Genomic DNA, 24578 nt, shown 5'->3' with positions numbered 1-24578 from the left:
TGGCCCCGTGCAAGATCGTCCCATGACCCCGCGTGTTGGCCTCGCCTCGATCGGTCTTCTCGGCTGTTGTCTGATCGGCTGCGGCCTGCGAACCGACCCGGACTACACGCCGGTCTGCGTGGACAGTGCGGACGGCGTGGCCGACAGCGGCGGCACCGACGAGACGGCCGGGACCGACGACGGCGACGAGGGGGGCTCGGGCGAGGCGCGGGCCGGCTCCTGCCAAAACCCCATCGACCTCCCCTCGGGCGAGCCGATCGTCGTCCGCGGTCAGCTCGGCGGCTGCTCGGGCACCGAGGGCTGGTGCGGGGGCTCGGGCGGCGAGGACGTCTACCGCATCGGCTCGGTGACCAGCGACGTGTTCATCGACTTTCGCCCGCAGGAGACCGAGTTCAACCCGGTGCTCCGGGTGGTCCGCGAGGATCCCTGCGAGCCGGGCACGGTCGAGGCCTCGGAGGTCTGCGCCGACATCGTCAACTCGATCCCCGGCCGCGGCTTCTACGATCAGGGCGGCGAGGGCGACGTCTACTACATCATCGTCGACACCGAGCTCGGCCAGTCGGGCGCCTACGCCTTCGACCTGCGCTTCGGCGAGGAGGCCTCGCAAGACGAGTGCATGAGCTTCCTCGAGGAGCAGGCGATCGAGCTCGACGTCGGCGGTCAGTTCCTGTGGGAGGACGCCCTCGAGGAGGATCAGGGCCGCCTCGACAGCGGCTGCTCGGCCCCCGGCGCCGAGCTGGTGTTCCCGGTCTACCTCGACCAGGACGGCACCCTCGAGGCCGAGGTCACCTCGCTCGAGGCCGAGGAAGAGGGCTTCGAGCCGATCGTCTCGATCCGCACGGCCTGTGGCACGCCGACGGAGATGTCGTGCGGGTCCACGGCCGTGGCCGGCTTTGGCGGGGCGACCACGGCCCTGCTCGTGGTCGACCAGCTCGGCGTGACGGGCGGGCGCTTCTCCCTCGACGTCCGCTTTCAGTAGCCCGCTCGAGGTCGGCTCATAGCCGCTCGAAGAGCTCGACGAAGTTGCAGGGTTTGTGGCGGATGTCGAGCTGCGAGGCGAGGATCCGATCCCACGCCGTCCGGCACGCGCCCGTCGAGCCCGGGAGCAGGAACACCAAGGTCCGCTCGCACAGCGCCGCCTCGGCGCGGCTTTGGATCGTCGACGTCCCGATCTCCTCGTAGGACAGCCAGCGAAACAGCTCGCCAAAGCCGGGGATGGGCTTGCTGACCAGGGGGGCGAGGGCCTCGGGGGTGCCGTCGCGGGCCGTGATCCCGGTGCCGCCGGTGACCAGGACCACCTGGACGTGCTCGTCTTGGATCCACGCGGCGAGCTGGGCGCGGATGGCCCCAGGATCGTCGCGGACGAGCTCGCGGGCGGCGAGCCGGTGACCCGCAGACTCGAGGCGCTCGACGAGCAGGGCGCCGCTGCGGTCGTCGGCGAAGCTTCGCGTGTCGGAGACCGTCAAGACGGCGATTTGCACTGGCAAGAAGGCGCGCTCGCTCATGGTGGGAGTGTATGCCCGACAGCGCTCGCGTCCGGCGCTTTGCGATTCGGGCTGGCTCGTGGCATTGGATAGCCATGGTGGCCTCGGCGCTCCTCACCCTGCTCGTGCTCTCGCCCCCGGCTCTGCCGCCCGATATTGGTGACGTGCCCGCGGCCGATGATGGGTCTGGGTCCGGGTCTGGGGCCGCGGCCGAGCAGAGCAAGGACAGGGGGGCCGAGGACGCGCCAGGCGAAGACGCGGCCGGTGAGGACGTCGCCAGTGAAGATGTCGCTGGCGAGGACGCGGCAGGCGAGGAGCCGGTTGGCCAGGACGCGGTCAGCGAAGACCCCTCGGCGGCGGAGGTCTCCGCGGGCGAGGAGGAGGCGATCCCAGTCTCGCCAGCGGGGACGGGCGGGGCGGCTGCGGCTGGAGCTGCAGCTGCGAGCGCGCCGACGACGATCCAGACGCCCACCCAGCCCACGCCGCAGGTGCCCACGCAGACCGCCAGCACCGGCGCGAGCGTGCAGCCCGTCACGCCCGCGAGCGCCCAGCCCGTCACGCCCGCGAGCGCCCAGCCCGTGTCGACGTCGACGTCGGCGTCGGCGTACTCGAGCGCTCAGACGGCGCCGACGGGCTCGACGAGCGCGGCCAGCGAGGCGGCCGAGCCCGTCGAAGACGAGGCGCCCGAGGACGAGGAGCCCGAGTACGAGGAGAAGACCTACCGCAAGCTCGGCGGCTTTCGCCTGTTTCGCGTGGGGATCGCCCCGCGGATCGGCTACACCCACGGGACCAGCGATAAAAACGGCATCTTCGACCGCGACAAGTCGATCCAGAGCTCGATCGACAACGGAGAGGTCACCGCGACCGGAGCGGGGGACCTCGGCACGACCAAGTTCGGCGGCTTTCAGTACGGCTTCATCCTCGACGCCGAGGTCGTGGGCATCAACGTCTGGCTCGACTTCCACAAGTTCTTCCGCCCGGGCGGCATGTGGAGCCTGATGCTCGGCTACGACCACGAGTTTGGCTTTGGCGAGCGCCTGCGCCTCGACGTCGGCGTGGGTGGCGGCCTCAACAACGTGTTCTTGGGCGACTCGCTCTCGGCCCTCTACTACGACGAGGACAACCCCGAGTCCGTGAACATCGCGACCTTGGGCGTGGAGGGCCGGGCCATGGCCGACCTGCACATCAAGCTGGTCGGCCCGCTGTTCACCGGGCCTTACGCCTTCCTCGGCTACCACTACCTGTGGTCGGCCAACGTCTCCGAGGTCACCGTGGAGAAGGGCCTGCACTACAGCCTGGGCTGGAGCCTGCGCCTCGACTTCGCCGCGCCCAAGCTGATCGGCGGCAGGCGCACGAAGAAGGTCAAGAAGAAGTAGCGCGCGCCTGGCCGCCCCGGCTGTAGGCCCCGGGGCGGCGCGCGAGGGCGCTCAGCCGGTCGTGCCGGTGTCGGTGTCGGTGGTGTCCGAGTCGGAGCTGGTGTCGCTCGAGTCGGAGCTGGTGTCGCTCGAGTCGGAGCTGGTGTCGGACTCGGAGCCGGTGTCGCTCGAGTCGGAGCCGGTGTCGGTGTCGGTCGTGGCATCCCCGCTGCAGGCCGTCGCGTCCTCGCAGTCTGGGTCGTCGCAGTCCGTGAGCCCGTCGTTGTCGTTGTCGATGTCGTCGTTGCAGCGCGCCCCGGTCTCGGTGCACTTCAGGGAGCAAGAGGGGTCGTTGCAGTTGCTCAGGCCGTCGCAGTCGTCGTCGATGCCGCCGTTGTCGTCGACGTTGGAGCAGGCGGTGGCCGAGTCCTCGCAGGTGTAGCCGCAGGCCACGAGCTGGCCGCTCGCGTTGGTCTCCGCGGTGCTTGGGCCGCCGCAGATCCGGGGGGTGCTGCAGTAGACGCCGCCTTCGGGCAGGGGGATCACGCCGGCGCAGTCGTCGTTGGAATCGCACAGCCCCGTGCCGGCGCGGATCGTCACGGACTCGCCGTAAAAGACGCTACAGCTGCCGCTGGTGTCGCTCGAGCTGCTGTTTGGATCGCTGCTCTGATAGATGTGCAGGGCGAGCTGGTAGCGGCCGACCGGGAGCAGGGAGGTGTTGTGGATCTGGTAGACCAGCTCCGAGCAGCCCCCCGAGGCGATGACCGTCGACGAGTCGGTGGTCTCGAGGATGATCTCGATGCTCTCGATGTCCTGCTCCTCGCAAAAGGAGGTGTCGAGCTTGGTGGTGTCGTCGAGGACGACGCTCGTGTCTTCCGAGTCGCCGCAGGTCGAGAGCGTGCTGTCGAGCTTGTAGTTGATGTTGCTGGTGCCGCGGAGCTCGATCTTGGCGCGGCCCGTGCCGGTGATGCGAGCATCGCCAAAGACGCTCTCCAGGCAGGCGGCGGCGGCGGTGCATCCGCCAGCGTCACACCACCACTTGTATTCTGGCTCGGCCTCATCACCCGTGAACCTGTCGGTCTGGCCGATGCAGTTCTCGACCTGCGCGATGGTCTCGGCGTCGGACGCAGCGCAGCGCGACTCGCAGTTTTGCTGGGCGCTGTAGCTGTGGATGCCCACGTTGTCCGTGGTTCCCAGGGGCGAGGGCAGCATGCCGCAGGTCTCGGCGATCTCGCAGATGTTCTTGCACGCGTCCTCGTTTTGGTTGGTGCAAGCCGAGGTCTGGACAAAACTCAGGGGCAGGCCGAGGCCGAGGGCGAGCAGCAGGGCGTGGCGCTTGAGCGTGGTCATCGGGGCCTCCTCATCCATGCGAAGCCCACCCCGATCACGTTGAGGGCGACGAAGTCATTGGTCACGGCGCCGTCGGGTTCGACGTCACTGTTGAGCAGCGCGTCGAGGTCTGTGACGCTGATGTTGTGATAGAGGTAGACCCCGGCGCGCTCGGACAGGCGGGCCATGACGGAGGCCTGGACGCCGACCTCGAGGTCGAAGTCGCTGACCAGGGTCGAGCCGCTCTGGCTGGTGGCGAGGTCGCCGAAGTTGCTCGGGATCTGCGAGAGGTCGTGGAAGCCGAAGTTGCCGCCGAGCAGCAGGCGCCCGGAGAAGCTCCACCGGCGGTGGAAGGTGCGGGCGCAGCGTTGGCCGTAGTTCTCGACCCGGCGCTGCTTCCTGGGGTTGTCGCCGGGGCGGGGGAAGTCGTAGCCGCAGGGTCCGAGCGGGACGTCGAAGCCGGTGACCACCGCGAAGGTGAAGCCGTGGCGGTTCCAGTGCAAGTTGAGCTTGCCGTCGCCGTCGACCGAGCCGATCGAGTCCGGGTCGACGTCGTTCCACGAGGGCAGCGCGCTGCTGTCGTAGTTGGTGTGGCTGTAGCCGATCTGCCCGCCGAAGCGGCCGTAGCCGCGCTTGCCGAGGGGGTAGAGCATGCCGACGTCGAAGCGGAAGTAGTACAGCCGCTCGACCCGCAAGGCGCCGGGGCGCGAGGTGGTCAGCCCGCCGAACTGGCCGTAGATCGTCACCTCGTGGGCGTCGACCTCGATGCAGGTCGCGGTGATCGCCTGGCTGCTCTGCTTGCCGCTGGTCTGGCGGACCCAGACCAGGTAGCGCCCCGGCCCGCTGAGCGGCGCGTCGAAGTTGGCGCTCAGGCCCAGCAGCGTGTGGTCGGCCTCGAGCTCGGCGTCGCCCGTGTCCAGGGTGCTCCCGGGCTCGACGAGCACGCGCGCGTCTCGGCGCAGCACGATCCCGGGGTCTTCGATGATGAACTCGCGCAGCGGATCTTCATCGAAGGTCGAGAGCTCGGCGAGGTCGTGGGCCCAGTCGCAGATGTTGCCGTGGTCGACCCGGGCGATGCCGTACTCGAAGCTCGCGCGCGGCTTTTGCCCGCGGTTGACGCGCAGCGAGAGCGGGAGCTGGTCTTGAAAGCGAATCTCCGCGGGCAGGGGATCGAGGTGCACGGTGGGCTGACCGAGCAGGCGGCCGAGGACCTCCTCGAAGCCCTGGCGCCGGCCCTGGCGGCTCTCGACCGTGGCCGTGGCCGCGTCGAGGATCTCCGAGACGTCGACCCCCGAGAGCGGGTCGCGCTCGCGGGCGAAGAAGCGCACGAGGTCGATGACCTGGCCGACGACGACCATGTTCTCGCTGCCCTGGGTGCAGCTGACCGAGAGGGTCATCAGCTTGCTGACGCCCTGGCGCTGGAGCTCGCCGGCGAGGGTCGAGAGCTGGCGCTCCGTGCTGCCCTCGAGCCGGTCGGCGCCCACGGCCACGCCGCCTTCGAGGCTCGACTCGATGACCGCGAAGCTCGCGAGCATGTCGACGATCACGTCGAGCTGCTTGAGCGGGATGTTGCGCTGGCGAAAGTAGCGCTCGATCAGGCGGCGGATCTGCGCGGGGACCAGCCCGCGCTCTTCACAGTGGTCGTCGATGACCAGGCGGGTGAGGCCGTAGTCGTTGTTCTCGAGCCCCGTGAGGTCGGCGGTCACGAAGGTGCGCTCTTTGGGCGTGCCCTTGGTCGTGACCGAGACCAGCCCGCGGTCCCGGGTGATCCCGGTCTGCGTCGCGGCGTGGACGAAGTGGAGCTCGTAGTCGCCCTGGGGGACCTTGGAGACCTCGAGGCGGCCGACGAGGACGTCGTCGCGGCCGGGCTTGCGGGTGGTCGTGGCCGGGAGCGGCGAGCCGTCGATGACCACGAACCACGAGCCGCCGTCGTCGGCGGCGTCGAAGCTGACCTCGAGGGTGTCGGGGCCCGAGAGCGGGCGCAGGCCAAAGTCGCTGCGGTGGCCCGGGGCGAGGTGGCGGCGCCAGGGCAGGGCGAGGTCGTGCTGGTCGACGACGAGCACCGCGGCCTCGTCCGGGGGGAGCACGAGCAGCTGGGCCTTGCCCGCGCCGGCCTCGCGCGCGGGGATCTCGACGGCGGCCAGGTGAGCGGGCTGGGGCTCGGCGATCACGGCCTCGAAGCGATCCGCCGCGTCGCCGTAGTAGGCGACGATGACCACGCGCTCGAGGGACGCGAGCTCCCGGGCGCCGACCGCCTCGGTGCAGGCACGCGGGAGGTGGTCGAGGGTCCAGCGCGGGGAGCTGACGGTGCGGTCGTCGTGGACGCGGGCGAGCTGCTCGTCGACGAGGTCGCCGAGGGCGTCGCACTTGGGGTTTTTGGCGAGGGCCGCGAGGGCCCGGCGGGCGGCGACGAGGTCACCCTCGCCGGGCTCGAGCTTGGCCGCGCGGGCGACCTCGAGGGCGATCAGCGCGGGCCAGTCGTTGCTCGTGACCAGCTCGCCAAAGATCGCCGCGAGGGCCTCGTCGCTGGGCGGCGCGCTGTCGGCCGCGGGGCACAGCAGGGCCGCGAGCGAGGCGCGCTCGCTGGCGTCGAGCAGATCCGTGGCCTGGAGGGGGGCGCAGCGCTGGGCCGCGGCGGGCGAGAGCTTCGCGTCCGCGTCCGCGGCCTCGGCCTCGCCCTCCTGCGCGTCGCTGGCCGGAGCCGTGGCTTGGCTGGCCTGGCCGAGGGCTCGGGGCGCGCCCGCGCGGGCCTGGGCGCTGGGCCACAGCAGCGTGGTCAGGATCGCCAGCAGATATGAGAACGCTCGGGTCATGGGCAGCTCACCGTCACCTCGCAGCTGCGTCCGTCGACCTCGAGCCCGGCGAGGGGTCCTCCACGGACCTTGCCGCCGGCGTCGACCTGGATCGTCAACTTGCCTCGGCAGTCTACGTCACGCTGCACGAGCGCACCGCGGAGATCATCGGCGATCCGACTCGAACATCGGCTCGGACCCTTCGAGGGTGAGGCGGTCTTGCCCGCCGCCTCGTCGGTGCTGCCCGACTCTTCGTCGGGTTCGACCCAGCTCAGGCTCTGATCGAGGCTCAGGGTGTCGATCTCCCAGCTGCGCTCGACCAAGCTGGGCGTCGACGCGTTGACCTTGGCCGCCTCGCCGATCAGCTCGGCGCACTCGAAGCTAGCGACGCCCTCGGCGAGGGAGACCGTGGGCCGCGAGGTCCCGACGACGACCTGGACCTCGCCGAGGTTGGTGAAGCGCTGGCCGTCCTGGGTGAAGCGGATCTCGCAGGTCGTCGCCGCGGCCAGGGTCAAGGTCACGCCGCCGCGCAGCGTGTCGAGGTCGACCTCGCGCTTGGCCACGCGGCCGTCGTAGTCGGCGCGCAAGCTCCGGGTGCCGCCGCCGAAGTCGATCGCGAGCTCGCAGGTGCCGTCGCTGTCGGTCTCGCAGCGCGCACCACCTTCGCCGCCGAGCTTCACGGTCGCGCCGTCGACGGGGCGCTGGTCCTGGTCCTCGACGGTGACCGTGGTCTTGCTGCCGCTGATGTAGGCCGCGCGGCAGGCCGAGATCACGCGCGCGCGCAGGTCGTCGTTGTCGACGGTCTCGAGCCTGTTCTTGTCCTGGATCGAGACGTCGAGGGAGGACTCGGAGTCGAGCCCCAAGCTCGAGCCGGCCTCGCGGCTGTCGACCAGGCTCATGGCCAGGCAGGCTTCGAAGCCCGAGCTGGCCTCGCTGAGGAACACGGGCTCGGGGCGCGTGAGCATGTAGACCGCGGCGATCGCCGTGCCGGCGACGAGCGCCCCGAGGCCGAGGGCGGCGGGGGTCTTCCAGCGCGAGGTCTTGGTGAGGGCGCCTGCGTCGACGCTAAGGGTGGGCGCGGTGGCGGGCGCGACGGTGGGCGCGGTGGCGGGCGTGGGGTCGGTGGCGGGCGCGGGGTCGGTGGCGGGCGTGGGCGCGGTGGCGGGCTCGGCCGCGGGCGTCGGCTCTGGCGTGGGCGTTGGCTCGGCCGAAGTCGGGGCGTCTTCGCTGGCGTGTGCGGCGGGGCTCGGCGGGTGCTCGTCGGCCGCGGCCCCCGGCCCGCTGAGCAGCGGCATCTCGCGGCGCTTGCCCAGGGGCACGGGCACCACCTTCTTTTGCCCGGTCAGCCTGCGGTAGAGGTCGTCGTAGCCCGAGGGCAGCGGGTAGATCGTCGACGCGGCCAGCGGCCGGGGCACGTCGGCCTCGCTGGCGTCGTCGGCGAAGTAGACCGGGACATAGCGATGGTTGTCGCCGCCGTCGTCGTAGAGCTCCTGGAGGCTCAGGTGCGACTCCCACTTGACCCCGCGGCCCTTGCTGCGCGGGACCTCGCCCTCACACTTGGCGCGGTAGCCCGCGCTGGCGACGACCACGATCAGCTCGGCCGCGCGCATTTGCTGGAGCATCCAGCGCGGCCAGCCCTGGACCGGGGCGTCGTCGAACTGATCGATGATCGCGTCGACGCCCTCGTCGCGCAGGCGCTGGGCCAGCTCGAGCACGCGCTTGGCGTGCGCGGGCGAGTCGTGGCTGTAGCTGATGAAGACCCGCGTCGTCTCGGGGGCGCTCACCCGAAGATCCTAACGCGGGCGCTGCAAAGCGCGCTACTTGACCTTGCCCTGGGTCCAGGCGAACTGGTAGCGCAAGACCACGCAGTTGGACTTCATCTTCTTGGCGATATCGGAGGACGGCTTGGGGATCTTCAGGCGCTCGAGCTCGCCCTTGATCGCCGAGTCGAGGTCCGAGTTGCCGGAGCTGGCCTTGTTGTAGACCTTGTCGATGGTGCCGTCCTTGCAGATCTTGAGCTGAAACTTGTAGGGCTTCCCGGCCGGGAGCTTGGCTGCCCAGGCGGGGACCTTCATCGAGTTGAGGGCGGCCATCACGGAGGTCGCCCAGGGATCGCCGTCTTTCTTCAGATCCGACCAGCCGTTGGGGTCGCCAAAGGGGTCGCCGGTCGGGTCGAGGTTGTTGGGCAGGTCCTTGTCATAGGGGTTGTTGTCGGTCCGGTTCTTGTCGGAGATCTTGGCGTCCTTGTTTTGATTCTTGGGCTTGTCGTCCTTTTTGACCTCCTTTTCTTCCTTCTTCTCCTTCTCCTCCTCCGGCGGGGTCTCCTCCTCGGTGTAGGCCTCCTGGGTGGCCTCGTCCGGGGTCCGGGTCTCCTCGTTGATCGGCTTTTCGGGGATGTCCTTGGGCTCGACCCCGAGCTTGGTCAGCGCGCCGGGTTCGAAGTCGAGCATGAACTCCTCTTCGTCCTCGCCGCTGTCCTCGGCGGCGGCGCTGTTCTCCATCCAGATCATCAAGCCGACGAGCGCGCCGCAGAGCACGATCGCGCCGAAGAGCCCGCCAAAGAAGGCGATCGGCACCGCGAGCATGCCGCGGACCTCGCGGCCGACGGACACGAAGGGCGCGAGGATGGCCGGCGGTGTCTTGACCTTGAGGGGAGGATCGAGGGGTCGGAGGGGCTGGTTGGCTTGGTTCACGATGACCTTCCCGGGAGCCAGTGCTCAGAGTAGCAGGGGCGAGGGTGGAAACGGCTGACTCGGGCGCGCGCTTTCGCCGATGGCCGACACGCGGTGTCTATCCGGGTGTTCAGACAGCAAAAGAGATCGCCCACTCGCGAGTGGGAGCGAAGGCACAGCCGGCGTGTGCGCCGACCGCTCCCTCCCTACTCTTCATCGTCGAGGCGCGGATCCGTGACGAAGCCGACCTCGGAGACGCCGGCCTCCTGCAGGGCGATCATCACGTCGAGGACGCGCTCGAACTCGACGTTGCGGTCGCCCTGGATGAAGGCCATGCCGTCGTCCTTGATCTTTTGGTTGGCCGCGAGCTGCTCGGTCCACGCGGCCTTGTCGCTGTCGAGGGGGAGCGTGCCCATGAACACGCTGCCCTTGGCGTCGATGGAGATCACGGAGTACTCGAATTCCTCCTCGGTGATCTCCATGCCGGCGGCGTGGGGGACCTCGATCTTGACCTGCTCTTGGTGCATCAGCGGCGTCGCGACCATGAAGCCGATGAGCAGACAGAACATGATGTCGATGAGCGAGGTGACGTTGATCGCGGCCACCGGCTCGTCGCCGGAGGCCGATCCGTCGTGAGTGACGATCCCGCCCATGGGTGCCGACTCCCCTCGCGCCTAGAAGAAGTGGCGGCGAACGATGTTGAGGTAGTCGTTGCCGAAGGTCGACATCTCGGCCGAGAGGACCTTGAGGCGCCGGTTGAAGTAGTTGAAGGCGACGACGGCGGGGACGGCGGAGAGCAGCGCCAGGGCCGTGGTCACGAGGGCCTCGGCGATCGGCTGGGAGATCTCCGCGAGCTCGGCCTCGCCCTTGGCGGCGATGGCCAAGAAGGCGTCCATGATGCCCCAGACCGTGCCGAACAGGCCGATGAAGGGGGCGGCGGCGCCGGTCGTGGCCAGGAAGGGGAGCAGGGTCTCGAGCTTGGTGAGCTCGCTGACCTTGGCGCGCTGGAGGGCGCGCTCGATGTTGGCCGTGTCGTCCATGCGGTCGTGCATCGACTCGGTCGAGTCGCCGCGCTTTTTGACCTTGGACAGCTCGACGTAGCCAGCGCGGAACATGGCCGCGAGCGGGCTGTACTTGAGGCCCTCGGCCACGCGGTAGATGTCGTCGAGGCGCTTGGACTCCCAGAAGCGGTCGAGGAAGGTCACCGACTGGGACTGGGCCTGGCTGATCTGGATCAACTTGTAGATGATCACGAACACGCACAGGAGGATCAGCGCCAGCAGGACGATGACGACCGCGAGCACGATGCCCTTGGAGGCCGTGAGGAGCTCGACGAGCTTGACCTCGGCCAGGAGGGTCGTAGCGCTCAGCCCGGGGGCCTCCAGGAGTGGCTGCAATTGCGCGAAGATCACGGCCCGCGCAGGCTACACGGGGGGCCGGCGCCGGGGCAAGGGGCTGCGTGGCGTGTTCTTCCGCAACCTGCTAGACACGCCTGGTGACCCAGGCCCACCGTCCGCTTCGGCGCCTGCCCGCGCTCGCTTGCCTGACCTGCCTGGCCGGGGCGGCGGCGTGCGCAGAGGAGGCCAGCGTGCGCTTCTCGTGGCGGGTCGCCACCGACGAGGCCGCGCTCGCGGATCCGGACTCGGTCCCGCCGCTGCAGAGCGTGACGCAGTGCGCGGAGGTCGGCCTGGGGACCATCGAGATCTCGGCCATCGCCGCCGACGGCAGCGTGGAGAAGGTCTCGCGCTTCGCCTGCTTCCCGAGCCCCTTCGCGGACGGGGACAGCGTCGAGGGGCCGGTCCTCGAGCCGGGTGAGTACACCTTCGAGCTCACCGCCCTGCGCCGCAGCGGCCTGGAGTGGACCTGCGACGAAGAAGACGAAGAGGCTGGCGCTTGCGTCGGCCGGGCCAGCGCTGGGCCGACCTTGGTCTCCGTGGGCCTGCAGCCGAGCGTTGAATTCGTGCTCCTCGCTCCCCCCGAGTGTGACGACGGCGTGGACAACGACGGCGACGGCCGCGTCGACAGCAAGGACCGCTCGTGCCAGTCCGACCCCACGGGGCCCGAGGACGGCGACATCGGCACGGTCAGCTTCCAGCTCTCGCTGACCATGCTCGACAGCCCGGTGGTCCTGCCCAGGAACGTCCGCGCGAACACCGTGCGCATCGACATCGACGGGGAGACCGTCGAGCAGTTCACCGCCAGCGACCTCGAGCTGAGCAGCTGGCCGTTTCGCCTGCCGCTGTTCGCGGAGCGCCTCGACCCGGGCGCGCACACCCTCTCGGTCGTGCTCCTCGGCGGCGCGCAGCAAGACAGCGCCGAGCTCAGCGAGTCGCTCTCGATCGACTTCGAGGCCGACGACGAGCAGGCCGGCTACGTCGTCGAGCGCTTCGACTTCTCCAGCGATCGCTTCCTCGAGCCGATCGAGGACGACTTCCGGGTGATCCTCAGCGAGATCCCCTACCCCGGCGCCACGGAGAGCAGCGCCACGACCTGTCAGCTGCTCGACGGCGAGGCCCTCGACGCCATGCGCCTGCGGGTGCGCGACGAGAGCGAGCAGGTCCTCGACGCGGCCAGCCTCGGCTTCGACGCCGTCGGCGGCGCCGACGTCGACGACGGCTGGATCGAGCTGCCCTGCCTGGTCGCCCCGCTGAGCTCCTCCGCGCTGATCTGGGGCGGCTACACCCTCGAGGCCCAGGGCCTGCTCGGCGGCGAGGTCTGCTTCGACTCGACCTACCACGGCGTGCTCGGCCCCGACGAGCTCGACTACGTCGGCGTCGTCCCCCTCGCCCCGCAGGGCAACGACAACGCCCAAAACCTCTACCTCCAGCGCGTCGTCGACGACGAGGGCTATCCGCCCGCGGGCTGCGTCGAGTGCAGTGTGGACGACGACTGTCTGGAGGGCGCGTCGAACCTGCGCTGTGAGCAGGGGCTGTGCGTGCCCAACTGAGCCAAAAGAGCGCTTCTTTCATGTCCAGCGAGCCCAGCGAGTCCAGCAAGACCGGCACCAAGCGCCCGCCCCGAGCCGGCCGTCGCCTCAAGCGCGGCCACAAGGCCGAGGCCGAGGCCCAAGCGCAGGCGCAGGCCGAGGCCCAGGCGGCCGCCCCCGCGCCGGTGCGCAAGCGAGCGGTCAAGAGCGTGCGTCAGCTCGACCGCGAGGCCTTCGCCCAGGTCGACCGGATGATCGCCAGCTTCGCCCAGCGCCGCTTCGGCGGGCTGATGCCGAGCGTGGCCCGGGGCTTCTTGGGAGGCGCGCGCAGCGAGGCCGAGACCAAGCTGCCCGAGGTCCAGCAGGCCTTCGCGCTGTTCTTCGTCTACGGCTACCGCGACAACGCCGGCCGGCGGATCATCGACATGTTCCGGGAGTACGGGCTCAAGCTCGACCGTGAGCAGGGCCGGGTGCTCGATGCCCTCGAGCGAACGCGCCTGGTGGTGTTCGCCGTCGAGGGGAAGAACGAGGCCAACAAGCAGATCGTCGGGCGCGACCTGCTGCGCGGCCAGCCGATGACCGGGCTCGATCACAACCTCTTCTCCAAGGTCGGCCGTGGGGACGTGGTCTTGGCCTATATGTTCCCCGTGGGAGATATGTGGCGGCCGCTGGGGATGGCGACGATGGTGCGCCGGGCTCGGGTTCGGCAGTTCGATCAGGGGCTCGGGCAGCTGGCTCGGGAGCAGGGGTTCGCGGCGGCGGAGCTCGGGGAGAGGCGGCCGGGGCAGTTGTTCTGGTTGGCTTATCGGGTGGCTGAAGGGGTCGTGCGTAGTAAGGCCTGAGGGGCTTCGTCGAGGTCGGTGAGGGGCTTCGTCGAGGTTGGTGAGGGGCTTCGTCGAGGTTGGTGGAGGTCTTCGTCGAGGTTGGTGGAGGTCTTCGTCGAGGTTGGGAGTGTCTTGGTCTTTGGCTGAGTGTGTCTCTACGGCGGGCACGCGCACGGGACAGCAGGGGACCCTCTGCGCTCGGACAGTTGCTGACTCAGGCGTTGTTTGGTGGGGCGGATATCGGGGTTTTCGAAGGTCGTCGCGTCGAAGTTGCGGTACGTACGCAAAACTCGCTCAGAGGGTCCCCTGCTGTCCCTTTTGTGCGCGTCTTTGGCGGAGAGAGGCTCCGCTCCGGGTCGGTGGAGAGTGGCGCTGGTCGGTTGGAGGTCTGGGTGCTGGTTGGAGAGTGAGGGTCCCCGGGGCTGCTGAGTGCTGGTTGGTTGGAGGTCTGGGTGCTGGTTGGAGAGTGAGGGTCCCGGGGGCTGCTGAGTGCTGGTCGGTTGGAGGTCTGGGTGTTGGTTGGAGAGTTCGGGTCCCCGGGGGCTGTTGGGTGTTGGTTTGTTGGAGGTCTGGGTGCTGGTTGGAGAGTGAGGTCCCCCAGGGGGCTATTGAGTGTTGGTTGGAGGTCTGGGTGTTGGTTGGAGAGCTCGGGTCCCCGGTGCTGTTGGGTGAGGGGTGAATCCTCGAGGGGGAGGTGGGAGGTCGAGGCTTGGTGGGTGATTGGTTGGAGGCGCGTTTGGGGCGCTGGTTTGAGCGTGGGGTGGTGGGGTGCCGGTCGCTGCTCGTTTTTTGAGGGAGGGGAGATCGTCGTGCTCGTGGCGGGGCTTCGTGGCATGGTCGTGTGGCCATGGAGTTCGGTTGGTCTGAGGAACAAGAGCAGCTCTTCGAGGGGGCGCTGGCTTTCGCTCGTGAGCTGCCGGAGTCGGTCTTGGATGAGCAGAGCTTTCGGCGCGCGTTCGCGCGGCTGGGGGAGTTTGGCGCGCTCGGGCTGTGCATCGCCGAAGAGCTCGGTGGGATGGGGTTGGCGAGCTTGGACGCGGCGCGTGCGGTGGAAGGGCTCGGGCAAGGTTGTGCCGATTTGGGGCTGTTGTTCTCGGCGGCGGCCCATTTGTTTGCGTGCGCCGTGCCGATCGCGGCCCACGCTTCACCGGCGCTGGCGGAGCGCGTGGTGCCCAAGCTCTGCTCCGGTGAGTGGGTCGGAGCGAACGCGATCACGGAGGCGGAGGCGGGGTCGGATGTTGGGGCGTTGCGGACGCGCGCGCGACGCGAAGGGGACGAATATGTCCTCGATGGGGTCAAGAGTTATGTGACCAATGGCCCATTCGCGGATGTCTTCATGGTTTATGCGACAATCGATCCCGCGCATGGATATATGGGGGTGACGGGCTTCGTGGTCGAGCGAGATCGGCCGGGGCTTCGAGTGGGGGAGGCGTTCGAGACCATGGGCCTCGAGAGCTCGCCGATTGCTTCGCTCTACCTCGATGGGTGTCGCATTCCCGCCAGCAACCGCGTGGGGGAGGAGGGCTCGGGGTCGACGATCTTCGCCGAGTCGATGCACTACGAGCGCACGGGGCTGCTCGCGGCGTGGGTCGGGGGGATGCAGCGCGTCCTCGCTCGGGTCGTCGAGCACGCTCGGGAGCGCCGGCAATTTCGCCGGCCAATTGGTAAATTTCAGGCCGTATCGCACGCCGTGGCGGATATGATGTTCCGGCTCGAGTCGGCGCGGCTGCTGCTCTATCGCGCGTGTTGGGCCCGGGATCGTGGGGAGCAGGCGACGGCGGAGGTCGCCCTGGCCAAACTCGCCATTAGCGAGGGGGCGGTTCAAAATGCCCTCGCGGCGATTCAGATCTTTGGCGGCGCGGGCTACATCAAGGAGCTTGGGATCGAGCGCATGTTGCGGGACGCTGTTCCGACTACGATCTTTTCTGGGACGTCCGAGATTCAGCGTGACCTGATCGCCCGCGATCTCGGGTTGTGACCGGCGCCGAGGGGCGCGTGGACAATCGGGCGCGGGAGGCAGGCCAGGGGGCGGGTGTCGCTGGCGAGCCAGGGGGCTAATCTATTCACGTGAGGTCCGCTCGTAGTCGCGCCGGCGCGCCGATGGTCGACGGCTATCGAGTGCTGCGTGCGCTGCGAGACTCCGCGCACACGCAGAGCTTCGCGGCGCTGCGCGAGCGCGACGAGCGGCGTGTGCTCGTCAAGCTCTACGAGGTCGACGAGGCCGAGGTGGATCTGCGGATCGCCCACGAATTTCGGGCGATCCGCGAGCTCGAGATCGAGGGCCTGATCGACGTGCTGAGCTGCGAGCAGATCGGCGGGCGGATCGCGGTGGTTCAAGGCTGGTGCGAGGGGGTCTCGCTCGCCGAATTCGCAGGCGGGCGTGCGGTGAGCGTGGCCGACTTCATGACGATCGCGCGCCAGCTCGCCAAGGTGCTGGTCGAGCTGCATCGCTGCCGCTGCATCCACCGCGACATCAAGCCCAGCAACGTGTTCGTGGCGCCACAGAGCATGGCGCTGACCCTGGCGGCGCCGGGGATCTCGGTGCTGCTCGAGGGCGAGCGCCGGGAGGTCCACGATCCCTGGGTGATCGAGGGCTGCCTGCCCTATGTCTCGCCGGAGCAGACCGGGCGCACGCACCACGCGGTGGATCTGCGCAGCGACCTCTACGCCCTCGGCCTGGTGTTCTACGAGCTGCTGACCGGGCGCCGGCCCTTCGACGCGAGCACGCCCCTGGAGCAGATCCACGCTCACCTGGCGCGGCGGCCCCAGCCGGCGCTGCGCCACCGCCCGGAGCTGCCCACGGTGCTCTCGGCGATCACCACCAAGCTGCTCGAGAAGGCCCCGGAGCGCCGCTACCAGTCGGCGCAGGGCCTGCTCGCCGACCTCGAGCGGGTCGCGGCGGCGCTCGACTCGGGGGGGCCGCTCGAGGGCTTCACGCTGGCGAGCGAGGATCAGCCCTCGGTCCTGCAGCTGCCGCACCGGCTCTACGGTCGCAGCCGCGAGCTCGAGCTGCTCGGTCGGCTCTACCGCGAGGCCTGCAAGGGCAAGGCGCGCTGCGTGCTCGTCCGCGGGCCGACGGGGGTCGGGAAGTCTGCGCTCGTGGATCAGCTCGCCGAGCCGGTCATGGGGCGGCGCGGCTACTTCGCGCGCGGGCGCTTCGAGCGTGACCAGGGCGGCAAGCCCTACGCCGGGGTGTTCGCGGCCTTCGCCCAGATCGCGGATCAGCTGCTCACGCTCAGCGACGAGCGCCTCGAGGCCTGGGGCGTGCGGCTGCGCGAGCGCCTGGGCTCGAGCGCGGCGGTGCTGTGGGAGCTGGTCCCGACCTTGCGCCCGATCCTCGGGGACCTGCCGCCGGCCCCGGGCGTCGGGCCGCTCGAGTCGCGCAACCGCCTGGCGGTGGCCTGCGCGGGGCTGCTCGCCGAGTTCGCCCGCATCGAGCACCCGCTGGCCCTCGCCCTCGACGACCTCCAGTGGGCCGACGCGGCCAGCTGTGAGCTGATCGAGGCGATCTTGGTCGAGCCCCAGGTGGCGCTGCTGGTCGTGGTCACGCTGCGCGACGACGAGATCGTCGAGGGCTCGCCGGCCGAGCGCCTGCTCGACACGCTCGCGCGCGAGGGCAAGGCGGGAGGGGCTGGAGAGAAGGGGAGTGGAGAGAGGGGAGCGGACAAGCGCGCGCTCGGCCTCGCCGAGGTCTTCGACATGGAGCTCGGGCCGCTGCGCGAGGAGGAGGTCGCGGCGCTGGTCGCCGACACCCTGGCCTGGCCGGTGGATCGCGTGCGCCCGCTGGCGCAGATCGTCGCGCGCAACACCAGCGGCAACCCGCTGCTGATCGGTCAATACCTCACCTACCTGTTCGACCACGGGCTGCTGCGCCCGCGCGCCCGCGGCTGGGAGTGGGACGCGGAGGCCATCGACGCGGCGGGGATCCCCGAGGATCTGCTGGGCATGATGGCCGCCAAGCTCGAGCTGCTCGGCCCCGAAGATCGCGCGCTGCTGGCCGCGGCCGCGGTCATCGGCACGCGCTTCGACATCTCGGTGCTCGACGACCTCGTGGCCAGCGAGCGCCTCGAGGTCACCTTGGCCTCGCTGCTGCGCGTGGGCCTGCTCAGCTCCCTGCGCGGCGGTCGCTACGGCTTCACCCACGACCGCCTGCGCGACATGGCCTATCACATGAACGGCCCCGAGCGCCGGGCGCAGCTGCACTCCCTGGTCGGCGAGAGCTGCCTCGAGCGCAGCGGCTTCGGGGAGATGGACGAGTCCTTCTTCGACGTCGTCGATCACCTCGACATCGGCGCGGGGTTGATCCCCCTCGACGACGAGGCGCCCTCGCAGGCGCGCGCGCGGGCCCTGGCCTCGCTGGCCGAGATGGGCGAGGAGCAGCGCTCGATGCTCGCCGAGTTCAACGCGCTGGCCGGACACAACGCGCTGATCGGCGCCGCGCCGCAGGTGGCGATCCGCTACTTCGAGGCGGGGATCAAGCTGGTCGCGGGCCTCGACGCCGTCGACACCCGCGGCGAGGGGGCCACGACGCCGCCGGTGGCCATCGACCACGAGCTGCGCTTCGCCCTCGAGCTCGGGCGCTGCCAGGCCCTGGGCCTGGCGGGGGATCGGGTCGGCGCCGAGTTCTACTTCGAGCGCCTGCTCCAGGCGCCCCTCGACTTCGCCCGGGTCGGCCGCGCGGTCGCCAGCCGGGCGGAGATCCGCATCGCCGACAGCGACCGCAGCGGGGCGCTGCGCTGCGGCCTCGACGGCCTCGCGCGCCTCGGGGTCGAGCCGATCGAGGACTGGAGCACGCCCGACGACTTCCCGATCAACCGCCTGGTCCCGCTGCTGCGCTCGCCGACCCTGCGCGAGATCGGCGAGCGCAAGCCGATCCACAACGCCCGGCTCGAGGCCGCCCTCGAGGTGCTCACGGCGCTGATCCCCGTCTCGCACCTGATCGACCCGGAGACCCACGTGGCCTTCGTCACCGAGCACCTGCAGATCATGGTCGAGCACGGCCGCTTCCGCTCGGCGCCGGTGGCCCTGGCCTACGCGGCGATGATCGTCGGCACGGCCGTGGGTCAGCGCCAGCTCGCCCTCGAGATCGCCGAGCTCGCCCGCGAGCTCGCCCAGCACCGCGGCCCGGGCTCGCACCGCCAGCACATCGAGCCGCCCTACTGGGTCGTGGCCTCGTGGGTCCGGCCCTACGCCGAGGGCCTCGGCCCGCTGCGCGAGTCCGTCGAGCACGCGCTGGCGACAGGAGACCTCGAGGTCGCCGGCTACGCCACGGACATGGCCGTGTCCATGGGCCTGTCGGCGGGCCTGCCCCTGCAGACCATCGCGCGCATGGCCGACGCCGCCGCGCGGCGCCTGCGTCAGTGGCAGGCCGGGCCGCTCGAGGTCCGGGCCGAGGCCTACCTCGAGTTCGCGCGCCAGGTCGGGAGCAGCGAGGGGGCGCCCGGCGAGCTCGGGCCGTTCGAGCTGAGCTTGGCCCACAGGCCCTCGATCTACGTGATCCGCATGCTGCGGGCCTTCCAGCGCTGCCTGTACGGGCGCTGGGCCGAGGCCTACGCCGAGCTCGAGGTCATGGAGGACTTCCAGCGCGTGGTCTTCGGGGCCTGGCAGATGTGCGACGAGGTCCTGCTGCTCGGGCTGAGCGCGGCGGGCTGGGCCGGGACCGGCGAGTTCGAGGATCCCGAGATGCGCGAGGTCTTGCTGTGGACCACTCGCTTGTCCCAGGAGCTGCTCGAGACCGCGGCCGAGCTCGGGCCGGAGAACTGCAACCCGCGCGCGGCGCTGCTCGAGGCCGAGCTGAGCGCGGCCGAGGGCCGGGCGGTCGAGGCCCTCGCGGCCTACGCCAGGACCCACCGCGAGGCCGCGAGCTCCGGCCTGCCCTGGCTCGAGGCCCTGGCCTTCGAGCGCTGCGCGAGCTACCTGCGCGGCCTCGGCCTCGACGAGCTCGCCGACGGCTCGCTCCGCGACGCCCGCGAGCGCTACGCCGCCTGGGGGGCCCTGTCCAAGGTCGTGGCCATCGACCGCGAGTGGCCGGGGCTCGTCGACGACTACGCCAAGGTCGCGCCCACGACCTGGTCGGGCGAGGCCCGCAGCGCGCTCCCGGCGGGGGACCGGGCCCTCGATCTCGCCAGCATCCTCAAGGCTTCGCAGGCGATCGCCGGGGACATCCAGCTCGACGAGGTCGTCGGCCGGGTCATGGCGATCGCGATCGAGAACGCCGGAGCCGAGCGCGGCGCGCTGCTCTTGCTCGGCGAGGCCGGGCTCCAGCTGACCGCGCTGTGCACCGCCGACAGCTCCCTCGGCGGCGTGCTCGAGCGCCCGCGCCCGCTCGCCGAGGCCACCGCCGAGGTCCCGGCCTCGCTGGCGCGCTGGGTCGAGCGGACCCGCGAGCCCGCCGTGCTCGACGACGCCGGCGTCGACCCGCGCTTCGTCGCCGACATTTACATCGCCGCCCGGCGGGTGCGCTCGGCGCTGTGCCTGCCGATCATCAAACACGAGCGGCTGATCGGCTTGCTCTACCTCGAGAACAACCTCAGCCCCGGGAGCTTCACCAGCGAGCGCCTCGAGATCCTGGAGCTGCTCATGGCCCAGGCCGCCAGCGCCCTCGAGAACGCCCAGCTCTTCGAGGCCCTGCGCGGCAGCGAGGTCCGCTGGCGCTCCCTGGTCGAGGGCCTGCCCGACGTCGTGATGCTCGTCGACCCCAGCGGGCGCGTCGAATTCGTCAACCAAGACTCCGCAGGCGCGCGCGGCGAGGACGCTGAGGGGGGGCGCGTGCTCGAGGACCTCGTCCACCGCGAGGACGCCGACGCCCTCCACGAGCAGCTCGGCCGGGCGATGCGGGAGCTCGGTCAGACCGAGCTCGAGCTGCGCGCGCGCCTACGCGGCGGGGAGCTGCGCTGGTACGCTCTGCGCCTGGCCCCGATCGCCGTCGACGGGCGCGTAGACCGGATCATCGCCGTGGGTACGGACATCACCGAGCGCCGGGAGGCCCGGCGTGCCAAGGAGCAGCTCGAGGCGCAGATCCGTCAGCAGCAGCGCCTGGAGTCGATCGGTACCCTGGCCAGTGGGGTCGCCCACGAGATCAACAACCCGGTCCAGGGCATCATGAACTACGCCGAGCTGATCGCTACCATGAAGGACGTCAACGACACCGCGCGGGAGTTCGCCGACGAGATCGGCCACGAGTCCCAGCGCGTCGCGGCCATCGTCCGCAGCTTACTGTCCTTCTCGCGGGCCGAGGGTGAGGCGGCTGCGGCCGCGTCGACGGACGTGCGCGAGCTGATCCGCGCGACCCTCTTGTTGGTGCGCACGGTGATCGGCAAAGATCAGATCCAGCTCGAGGTCCAGATGCCCGAGCGCGCCTTGAACGTGCCTTGCCGCGAGCAGCAGATCCGCCAGGTGTTGATGAACCTGGTCACCAACGCGCGCGATGCCTTGTGCGCGCGCTGGCCGGGCTATCACCCGGACAAGCGCATCGAGATCGTCGCCGGTCGCGTCGAGCTCGGCGGGCGCTCGTGGGCGCGGATCAGCGTCAGCGATCACGGCGGGGGCGTGCCCTCCGAGGTCGTCGGGCGGATCTTCGACCCCTTCTTCACGACCAAGGGCCGGGATCAGGGCACCGGCTTGGGGCTCTCGGTCAGCCACGGGATCATCAGCGATCACGGCGGCGAGCTGCGCCTCGAGAACCGCCCCGGCGTGGGCGCGACCTTCCACCTCGAGCTGCCCCTCGAGACCCCCCTCGAGCTTCAGCAAGCGGGAGACAGCCATGAGTGAAGCCACGACATCGCCAACGACCCCCGACGTCCTCGCCCGCCGGGTCGCGGCGGCGGCCAGGCGCTGGCGGGTGGCGCCCCTGCGCGAGCGCCTGGGGATCTTGCGGGACGCGGGCGCGCGGCTGCGGGCGCGCGAGCAAGACCTGCTCGACTGCCTGCGCGCCGACGGGCTGTCGACGGCCCTCGCGCGCTTCTACGGCGGCTGGATCCTGCGCCAGGGCGCGGCGGATCTGCTCGAGCACACGGCCCGCGAGCTGATGCGGACCACCCCGGCCCCGGGCGAGACCCTGGTCCGCCGCCCCGACGGCGTGGTCGCGCTGATCACCCCGGGCAACTCGCCCACGATCAACACGGCGCCGCTGTTCTCGATCCTGCTCGCCGGAAACGGCGTGCTCATGCGCGCCCCGGCCCGGGACGGGGGCGTGCGGCTGATCGCCTCGGAGTGCATCGGGGCCGCGCTCGCGGACGCCGGCCACGACCCGGCCCTCGTCGAGGTCGTGACCGGTCGGACACGGCCGCTGCTCGAGGCCCTCTATGGCTGCGCGGAGGTCGACACGATCGTGTTCTTCGGCAACGCCGAGGCCGGGCGCGACGTCGCCGAGCGCGGCCACGCCGTCGGCAAGAAGGTCGTGCTCGAGCTCGAGGGCAGCGACTGCATGATCGTGTGGTCCGACGGCGACCTCGAGGGCGCGCTCGACAGCGCCATGGGTGGCTACGACTTCTCCACGCAGCCCTGCCCGATCCCCAAGCACTTCTTGGTCCACCCGGGCATCGAGGCGGACTTCGTCCACGGCCTGCGCGAGCGCGCCGCGGCCCTGCGCACCGTCGAGGCCGACCCCGAAGGCGGGCCGCTGGTGCCCATGGCTCGCCCGGCGCGCTACGAGCTCCTCGTCGAGGAGGCCCGGGCGCGCGGCGAGCTGGTCGTGGGCGGCTACCGCATGGACGCCCGCGGCGAGGCGCGGGCCGAGGGGATCTACGGCGCGCCCAGCGTGGCGCTCGTCGATCACAGCGCCGGCCTGCTCCGAAGCCCGCTCTTTTGCGAAGAGATCAACGTTCCGGTGCTCCCCGTGGTCCGCTTTGGCGAGCCCGAGGGCGAGGCCCAGCCGACCGACTCGGAGATCCTCGCGGCGATGCTCGAGCTCGTCGACGGCGTGCCCTTTGGTCTGCGCGCGTCGATCTGGACGGCCAGCGACGAGGTCGCGGCTAGCTTCGTGCGTGGTCTGGGTGACGTCGGCCTGCTCGTGGTCAACGGCCACCACGCCCAGCACCCGCGCTTCTTGTCGCCCTGGGGAGGACCCAAGCGCAGCGGCGGCCCCCACGGCGAGAGCCACCTGTTTTGGCAGAAGACCTCGCACCTCCAGGGCGTGGTCGCGCCGGCGGCGGTCGTCCGCGCGGCCCTGCTCGGCCCGCCCGACAAGGTCGGCCTCGACTTCGTGGATCGCGTGGCGACGATCACCTTGAACCGCCCCGATCGCCACAACGCCATCGACGCCGACCTCGCCGAGCAGCTCGGCGAGGCCCTGGATCGGGTGATCGCCGCGGCCGAGGCCGACGAGCTGCGCGGGGTGATCCTGCGCGGGGCGGGGTCATCTTTTTGTAGCGGCGCCGACCTGCGCATGCTCGGCCAGCTCGACGCCCGCGGGGCCCGACGCTTCATGCAGGAGGTCACCTGGAGCCTGCGCCAGCTCGAGCGCCTGCCCGTACCGATCCTGGCCCTGGTCCACGGCTTTTGCGTGGGCGGGGGCTTCGAGTTCGCCCTGCACTGCGACACGATCATCGCCAGCGAGGACGCCCGCTTCGGTCTCCCGGAGGTCCAGCACGGGCTGACGACCACCGCGGGGGCCTTTGGTCGGCTGGTCCGCGCCGTCGGCAAGCCGCGCGCGGCCCACTGGCTGCTGACCGGGGAGCGCTTCGACGCGGCCACGGCCCACGCGGCCGGCCTGCTCGCGCACCTCGTCGGCGAGGGGGCGCTCGACGAGGCGGCCGCGCGCTGGTCGACGCAGGTCCGCGCGCTGCCCCGGGCAGGGGTCGCGGCGGGCAAGCGCCTGCTCGCGGGCCTCGCAGGCCCCGACACCTGGCTCCCCGAGCTCGAGGGCTTCGAGGGCATCGTGCGTGCCCGGATCGACGCGCTCGGCCGGGGCCCACGAGGAGGAGGACGAGACGATGGATGATCTATCTGGGCGCGTCGCGCTGGTCTCGGGCGGGTCCCGAGGGATCGGGGCGGCGATCTGTAGCGAGCTCGCCGCGGCGGGGGCCGTGGTCGCCGTCAACTATCGCAGCAGCGCGGCCGCGGCCACGCAGGTCTGCGGGGACATCCAGGCCGCCGGCGGGCGGGCGCAGGCCTTCGCGGCCGACGTCGGGGATCCTCGCCAGGCGGCCGCGCTCGTCGCGAGCGTCACCGAGAGCCTCGGCAGCGTGGACATCCTGGTCCACAACGCCGGGCTCCAGCACACGGCCATGGCCCACAAGATGAGCGATCAACAGTGGGACGAGGCCCTCGCGGTCAACCTCAGCGCGGCCTTCTACCTGAGCCGCGCGGCGCTCCCGGCCATGCGGGCCGCGGGCTCGGGCTGCGTGGTCTTCGTGGCCTCGGCCTCGGGCTCCGTGGCCCAGGTCGGCGCCGCGGGCTACGTGGCCGCCAAGCACGGGCTGATCGGTCTGACCAAGGCCCTGGCCCTCGAGTCAGCGAACAAGGGGATCCGCGTCAACGCCGTGTCGCCGGGCATCACCGACACGGACATGGTCGCGGACCTCGATGAGCGGGCCAAGGCAGGCCTGCTCGCGCGCGTCCCCCTCGGACGAATGGCCAGCCCAGAAGAAGTGGCTGCCACCGTCGCGTGGGTGATCCGTGGAGCGAGCTACTCCACGGGGAACGTCTTTCACGTCAGTGGCGGAGTCGCCATGTGAGGGCAGGGCGCGCCCTCTCCAAGAAGGGATTCGAAATGGCAAAGACAAAGACCTTTTTGTACGAGGTCTCCGGCAAGGCTCACATCGCGGTTCACGGCAAGGTCCCGCCCTCTGACGAGGAGTGGCAGGCCTACCTCGATCACATCGTCAACCACGTCAGCGAGATCCGTGGGGTCCTGGTCAGTACCCTCGGCGGTGGGCCCTCGACGGCGCAGCGCCGGGCCGCCACGGAGCACTGGAACCGCTACGGGAGCACGCCCAAGATGGCGATCATGACCGTCTCGCCCATCGTGCGCGGCATGGTCAAGGCGCTCAGCTGGTTTCTGGGCACGAATTTGCGCGCCTTTGCCCTCGACGACTACGAAAACGCGCGCAAGTACCTCGGGCTTGGCGAGACGGACATCGACGAGATCGCCGAGACCGTCGAGCGGCTGCGTGGCGAGCTCGGCCTGCCACAGCAGTCCGCGATGGGCTCGCGCTCACCCGCCAGCGAGCGTACTCGCGCCTGATCGACCTTCGA

The 24578-nt window shown here is 70.4% G+C and carries 16 protein-coding genes; 9 read left to right on the top strand and 7 right to left on the bottom strand.

Translation table 11 applies throughout. The features are described 5' to 3' along the window. The first annotated feature begins 22 nt into the window (after positions 1-22). Positions 23-979 carry a hypothetical protein gene (locus tag G6O69_RS06890; RefSeq protein ID WP_172302726.1) on the top strand — a complete coding sequence of 319 codons (957 nt, stop codon included), beginning with the start codon at positions 23-25 and terminating at the stop codon, positions 977-979. Positions 980-995: 16 nt separating this feature from the next. Here G6O69_RS06890 and moaB read toward each other — a convergent pair whose 3' ends face one another. Further along, positions 996-1505: a molybdenum cofactor biosynthesis protein B gene (gene moaB / locus G6O69_RS06885; protein WP_172302725.1), complete on the bottom strand. Its 510-nt coding sequence runs from the start codon at positions 1503-1505 to the stop codon at positions 996-998. A gap of 74 nt (positions 1506-1579) precedes the next feature. Between moaB and G6O69_RS06880 the strand changes: the two genes are divergently transcribed. After that, positions 1580-2860 carry a hypothetical protein gene (locus G6O69_RS06880; protein ID WP_172302724.1) on the top strand — a complete coding sequence of 427 codons (1281 nt, stop codon included), beginning with the start codon at positions 1580-1582 and terminating at the stop codon, positions 2858-2860. A 51-nt stretch (positions 2861-2911) separates the two neighbouring features. Here the strand turns inward: G6O69_RS06880 and G6O69_RS06875 are convergent, their stop codons facing one another. The 6 genes from G6O69_RS06875 to G6O69_RS06850 all read right to left on the bottom strand — a co-directional run bounded on the left by G6O69_RS06875 (position 2912) and on the right by G6O69_RS06850 (position 11044). Continuing rightward, positions 2912-4189 carry a hypothetical protein gene (locus G6O69_RS06875; protein ID WP_172302723.1) on the bottom strand — a complete coding sequence of 426 codons (1278 nt, stop codon included), beginning with the start codon at positions 4187-4189 and terminating at the stop codon, positions 2912-2914. Then, positions 4186-6981: a hypothetical protein gene (locus tag G6O69_RS06870; RefSeq protein WP_172302722.1), complete on the bottom strand. Its 2796-nt coding sequence runs from the start codon at positions 6979-6981 to the stop codon at positions 4186-4188. The genes G6O69_RS06875 and G6O69_RS06870 overlap by 4 nt, the downstream gene beginning before the upstream one ends. Next, positions 6978-8744, bottom strand: a complete 1767-nt coding sequence (locus G6O69_RS06865; protein ID WP_172302721.1) for an SEFIR domain-containing protein — start codon at positions 8742-8744, stop codon at positions 6978-6980. The genes G6O69_RS06870 and G6O69_RS06865 overlap by 4 nt, the downstream gene beginning before the upstream one ends. Before the next feature lie 33 nt (positions 8745-8777). Then, a complete protein-coding gene (locus tag G6O69_RS06860; RefSeq protein ID WP_172302720.1) occupies positions 8778-9653 on the bottom strand; it encodes a hypothetical protein in 876 nt (291 codons plus the stop codon). 185 nt (positions 9654-9838) lie between these two features. Next, a complete protein-coding gene (locus G6O69_RS06855; RefSeq protein WP_172302719.1) occupies positions 9839-10285 on the bottom strand; it encodes a biopolymer transporter ExbD in 447 nt (148 codons plus the stop codon). Between the two features lie 21 nt (positions 10286-10306). Continuing rightward, on the bottom strand, positions 10307-11044 hold the full coding sequence (locus G6O69_RS06850; RefSeq protein ID WP_346017011.1) for a MotA/TolQ/ExbB proton channel family protein: 738 nt from the start codon (positions 11042-11044) through the stop codon (positions 10307-10309). A gap of 83 nt (positions 11045-11127) precedes the next feature. On the opposite strand from G6O69_RS06850, the gene G6O69_RS06845 reads away from it, so the two are divergent. The 7 genes from G6O69_RS06845 (at position 11128) to G6O69_RS06815 (ending at position 24567) form a co-directional block, all read left to right on the top strand. Beyond that, positions 11128-12579, top strand: coding sequence for a hypothetical protein (locus tag G6O69_RS06845; protein ID WP_172302718.1), 1452 nt, complete (start codon positions 11128-11130; stop codon positions 12577-12579). A gap of 20 nt (positions 12580-12599) precedes the next feature. Next, a complete protein-coding gene (locus G6O69_RS06840) occupies positions 12600-13400 on the top strand; it encodes a hypothetical protein (RefSeq protein ID WP_172302717.1) in 801 nt (266 codons plus the stop codon). 829 nt (positions 13401-14229) lie between these two features. Beyond that, positions 14230-15360, top strand: coding sequence for an acyl-CoA dehydrogenase family protein (locus G6O69_RS06835; RefSeq protein ID WP_172308158.1), 1131 nt, complete (start codon positions 14230-14232; stop codon positions 15358-15360). 89 nt (positions 15361-15449) lie between these two features. Further along, positions 15450-21152 (top strand): AAA family ATPase, encoded by a 5703-nt coding sequence (locus G6O69_RS06830; protein WP_172302716.1) that lies wholly within the window; start codon positions 15450-15452, stop codon positions 21150-21152. After that, positions 21145-23322, top strand: coding sequence for an aldehyde dehydrogenase family protein (locus tag G6O69_RS06825; protein WP_172302715.1), 2178 nt, complete (start codon positions 21145-21147; stop codon positions 23320-23322). Before G6O69_RS06830 ends, G6O69_RS06825 begins: the two co-directional genes overlap by 8 nt. Then, entirely contained in the window at positions 23264-24058 is a 795-nt protein-coding gene (locus tag G6O69_RS06820; RefSeq protein ID WP_217909788.1) for an SDR family NAD(P)-dependent oxidoreductase, read from the top strand. The genes G6O69_RS06825 and G6O69_RS06820 overlap by 59 nt, the downstream gene beginning before the upstream one ends. A gap of 35 nt (positions 24059-24093) precedes the next feature. Then, a complete protein-coding gene (locus G6O69_RS06815) occupies positions 24094-24567 on the top strand; it encodes an STAS/SEC14 domain-containing protein (protein ID WP_172302713.1) in 474 nt (157 codons plus the stop codon). Positions 24568-24578: the final 11 nt, after the last annotated feature.

This window comes from Pseudenhygromyxa sp. WMMC2535 (assembly GCF_011083025.2).
Note: the sequence above shows the minus strand (reverse complement) of the source record. Positions and strands in the feature narration are given on the sequence as shown.

Coding starts and splice junctions, on each gene's coding strand:
- G6O69_RS06835 (WP_172308158.1), top strand. CDS start 14,230: ATGGAGTTCGGTTGGTCTGAGGAACAAGAGCAGCTCTTCGAGGGGGCG.
- G6O69_RS06840 (WP_172302717.1), top strand. CDS start 12,600: ATGTCCAGCGAGCCCAGCGAGTCCAGCAAGACCGGCACCAAGCGCCCG.
- G6O69_RS06890 (WP_172302726.1), top strand. CDS start 23: ATGACCCCGCGTGTTGGCCTCGCCTCGATCGGTCTTCTCGGCTGTTGT.
- G6O69_RS06870 (WP_172302722.1), bottom strand. CDS start 6,981: ATGACCCGAGCGTTCTCATATCTGCTGGCGATCCTGACCACGCTGCTG.
- G6O69_RS06855 (WP_172302719.1), bottom strand. CDS start 10,285: ATGGGCGGGATCGTCACTCACGACGGATCGGCCTCCGGCGACGAGCCG.
- G6O69_RS06880 (WP_172302724.1), top strand. CDS start 1,580: ATGGTGGCCTCGGCGCTCCTCACCCTGCTCGTGCTCTCGCCCCCGGCT.
- G6O69_RS06815 (WP_172302713.1), top strand. CDS start 24,094: ATGGCAAAGACAAAGACCTTTTTGTACGAGGTCTCCGGCAAGGCTCAC.
- G6O69_RS06875 (WP_172302723.1), bottom strand. CDS start 4,189: ATGACCACGCTCAAGCGCCACGCCCTGCTGCTCGCCCTCGGCCTCGGC.
- G6O69_RS06825 (WP_172302715.1), top strand. CDS start 21,145: ATGAGTGAAGCCACGACATCGCCAACGACCCCCGACGTCCTCGCCCGC.
- moaB (WP_172302725.1), bottom strand. CDS start 1,505: ATGAGCGAGCGCGCCTTCTTGCCAGTGCAAATCGCCGTCTTGACGGTC.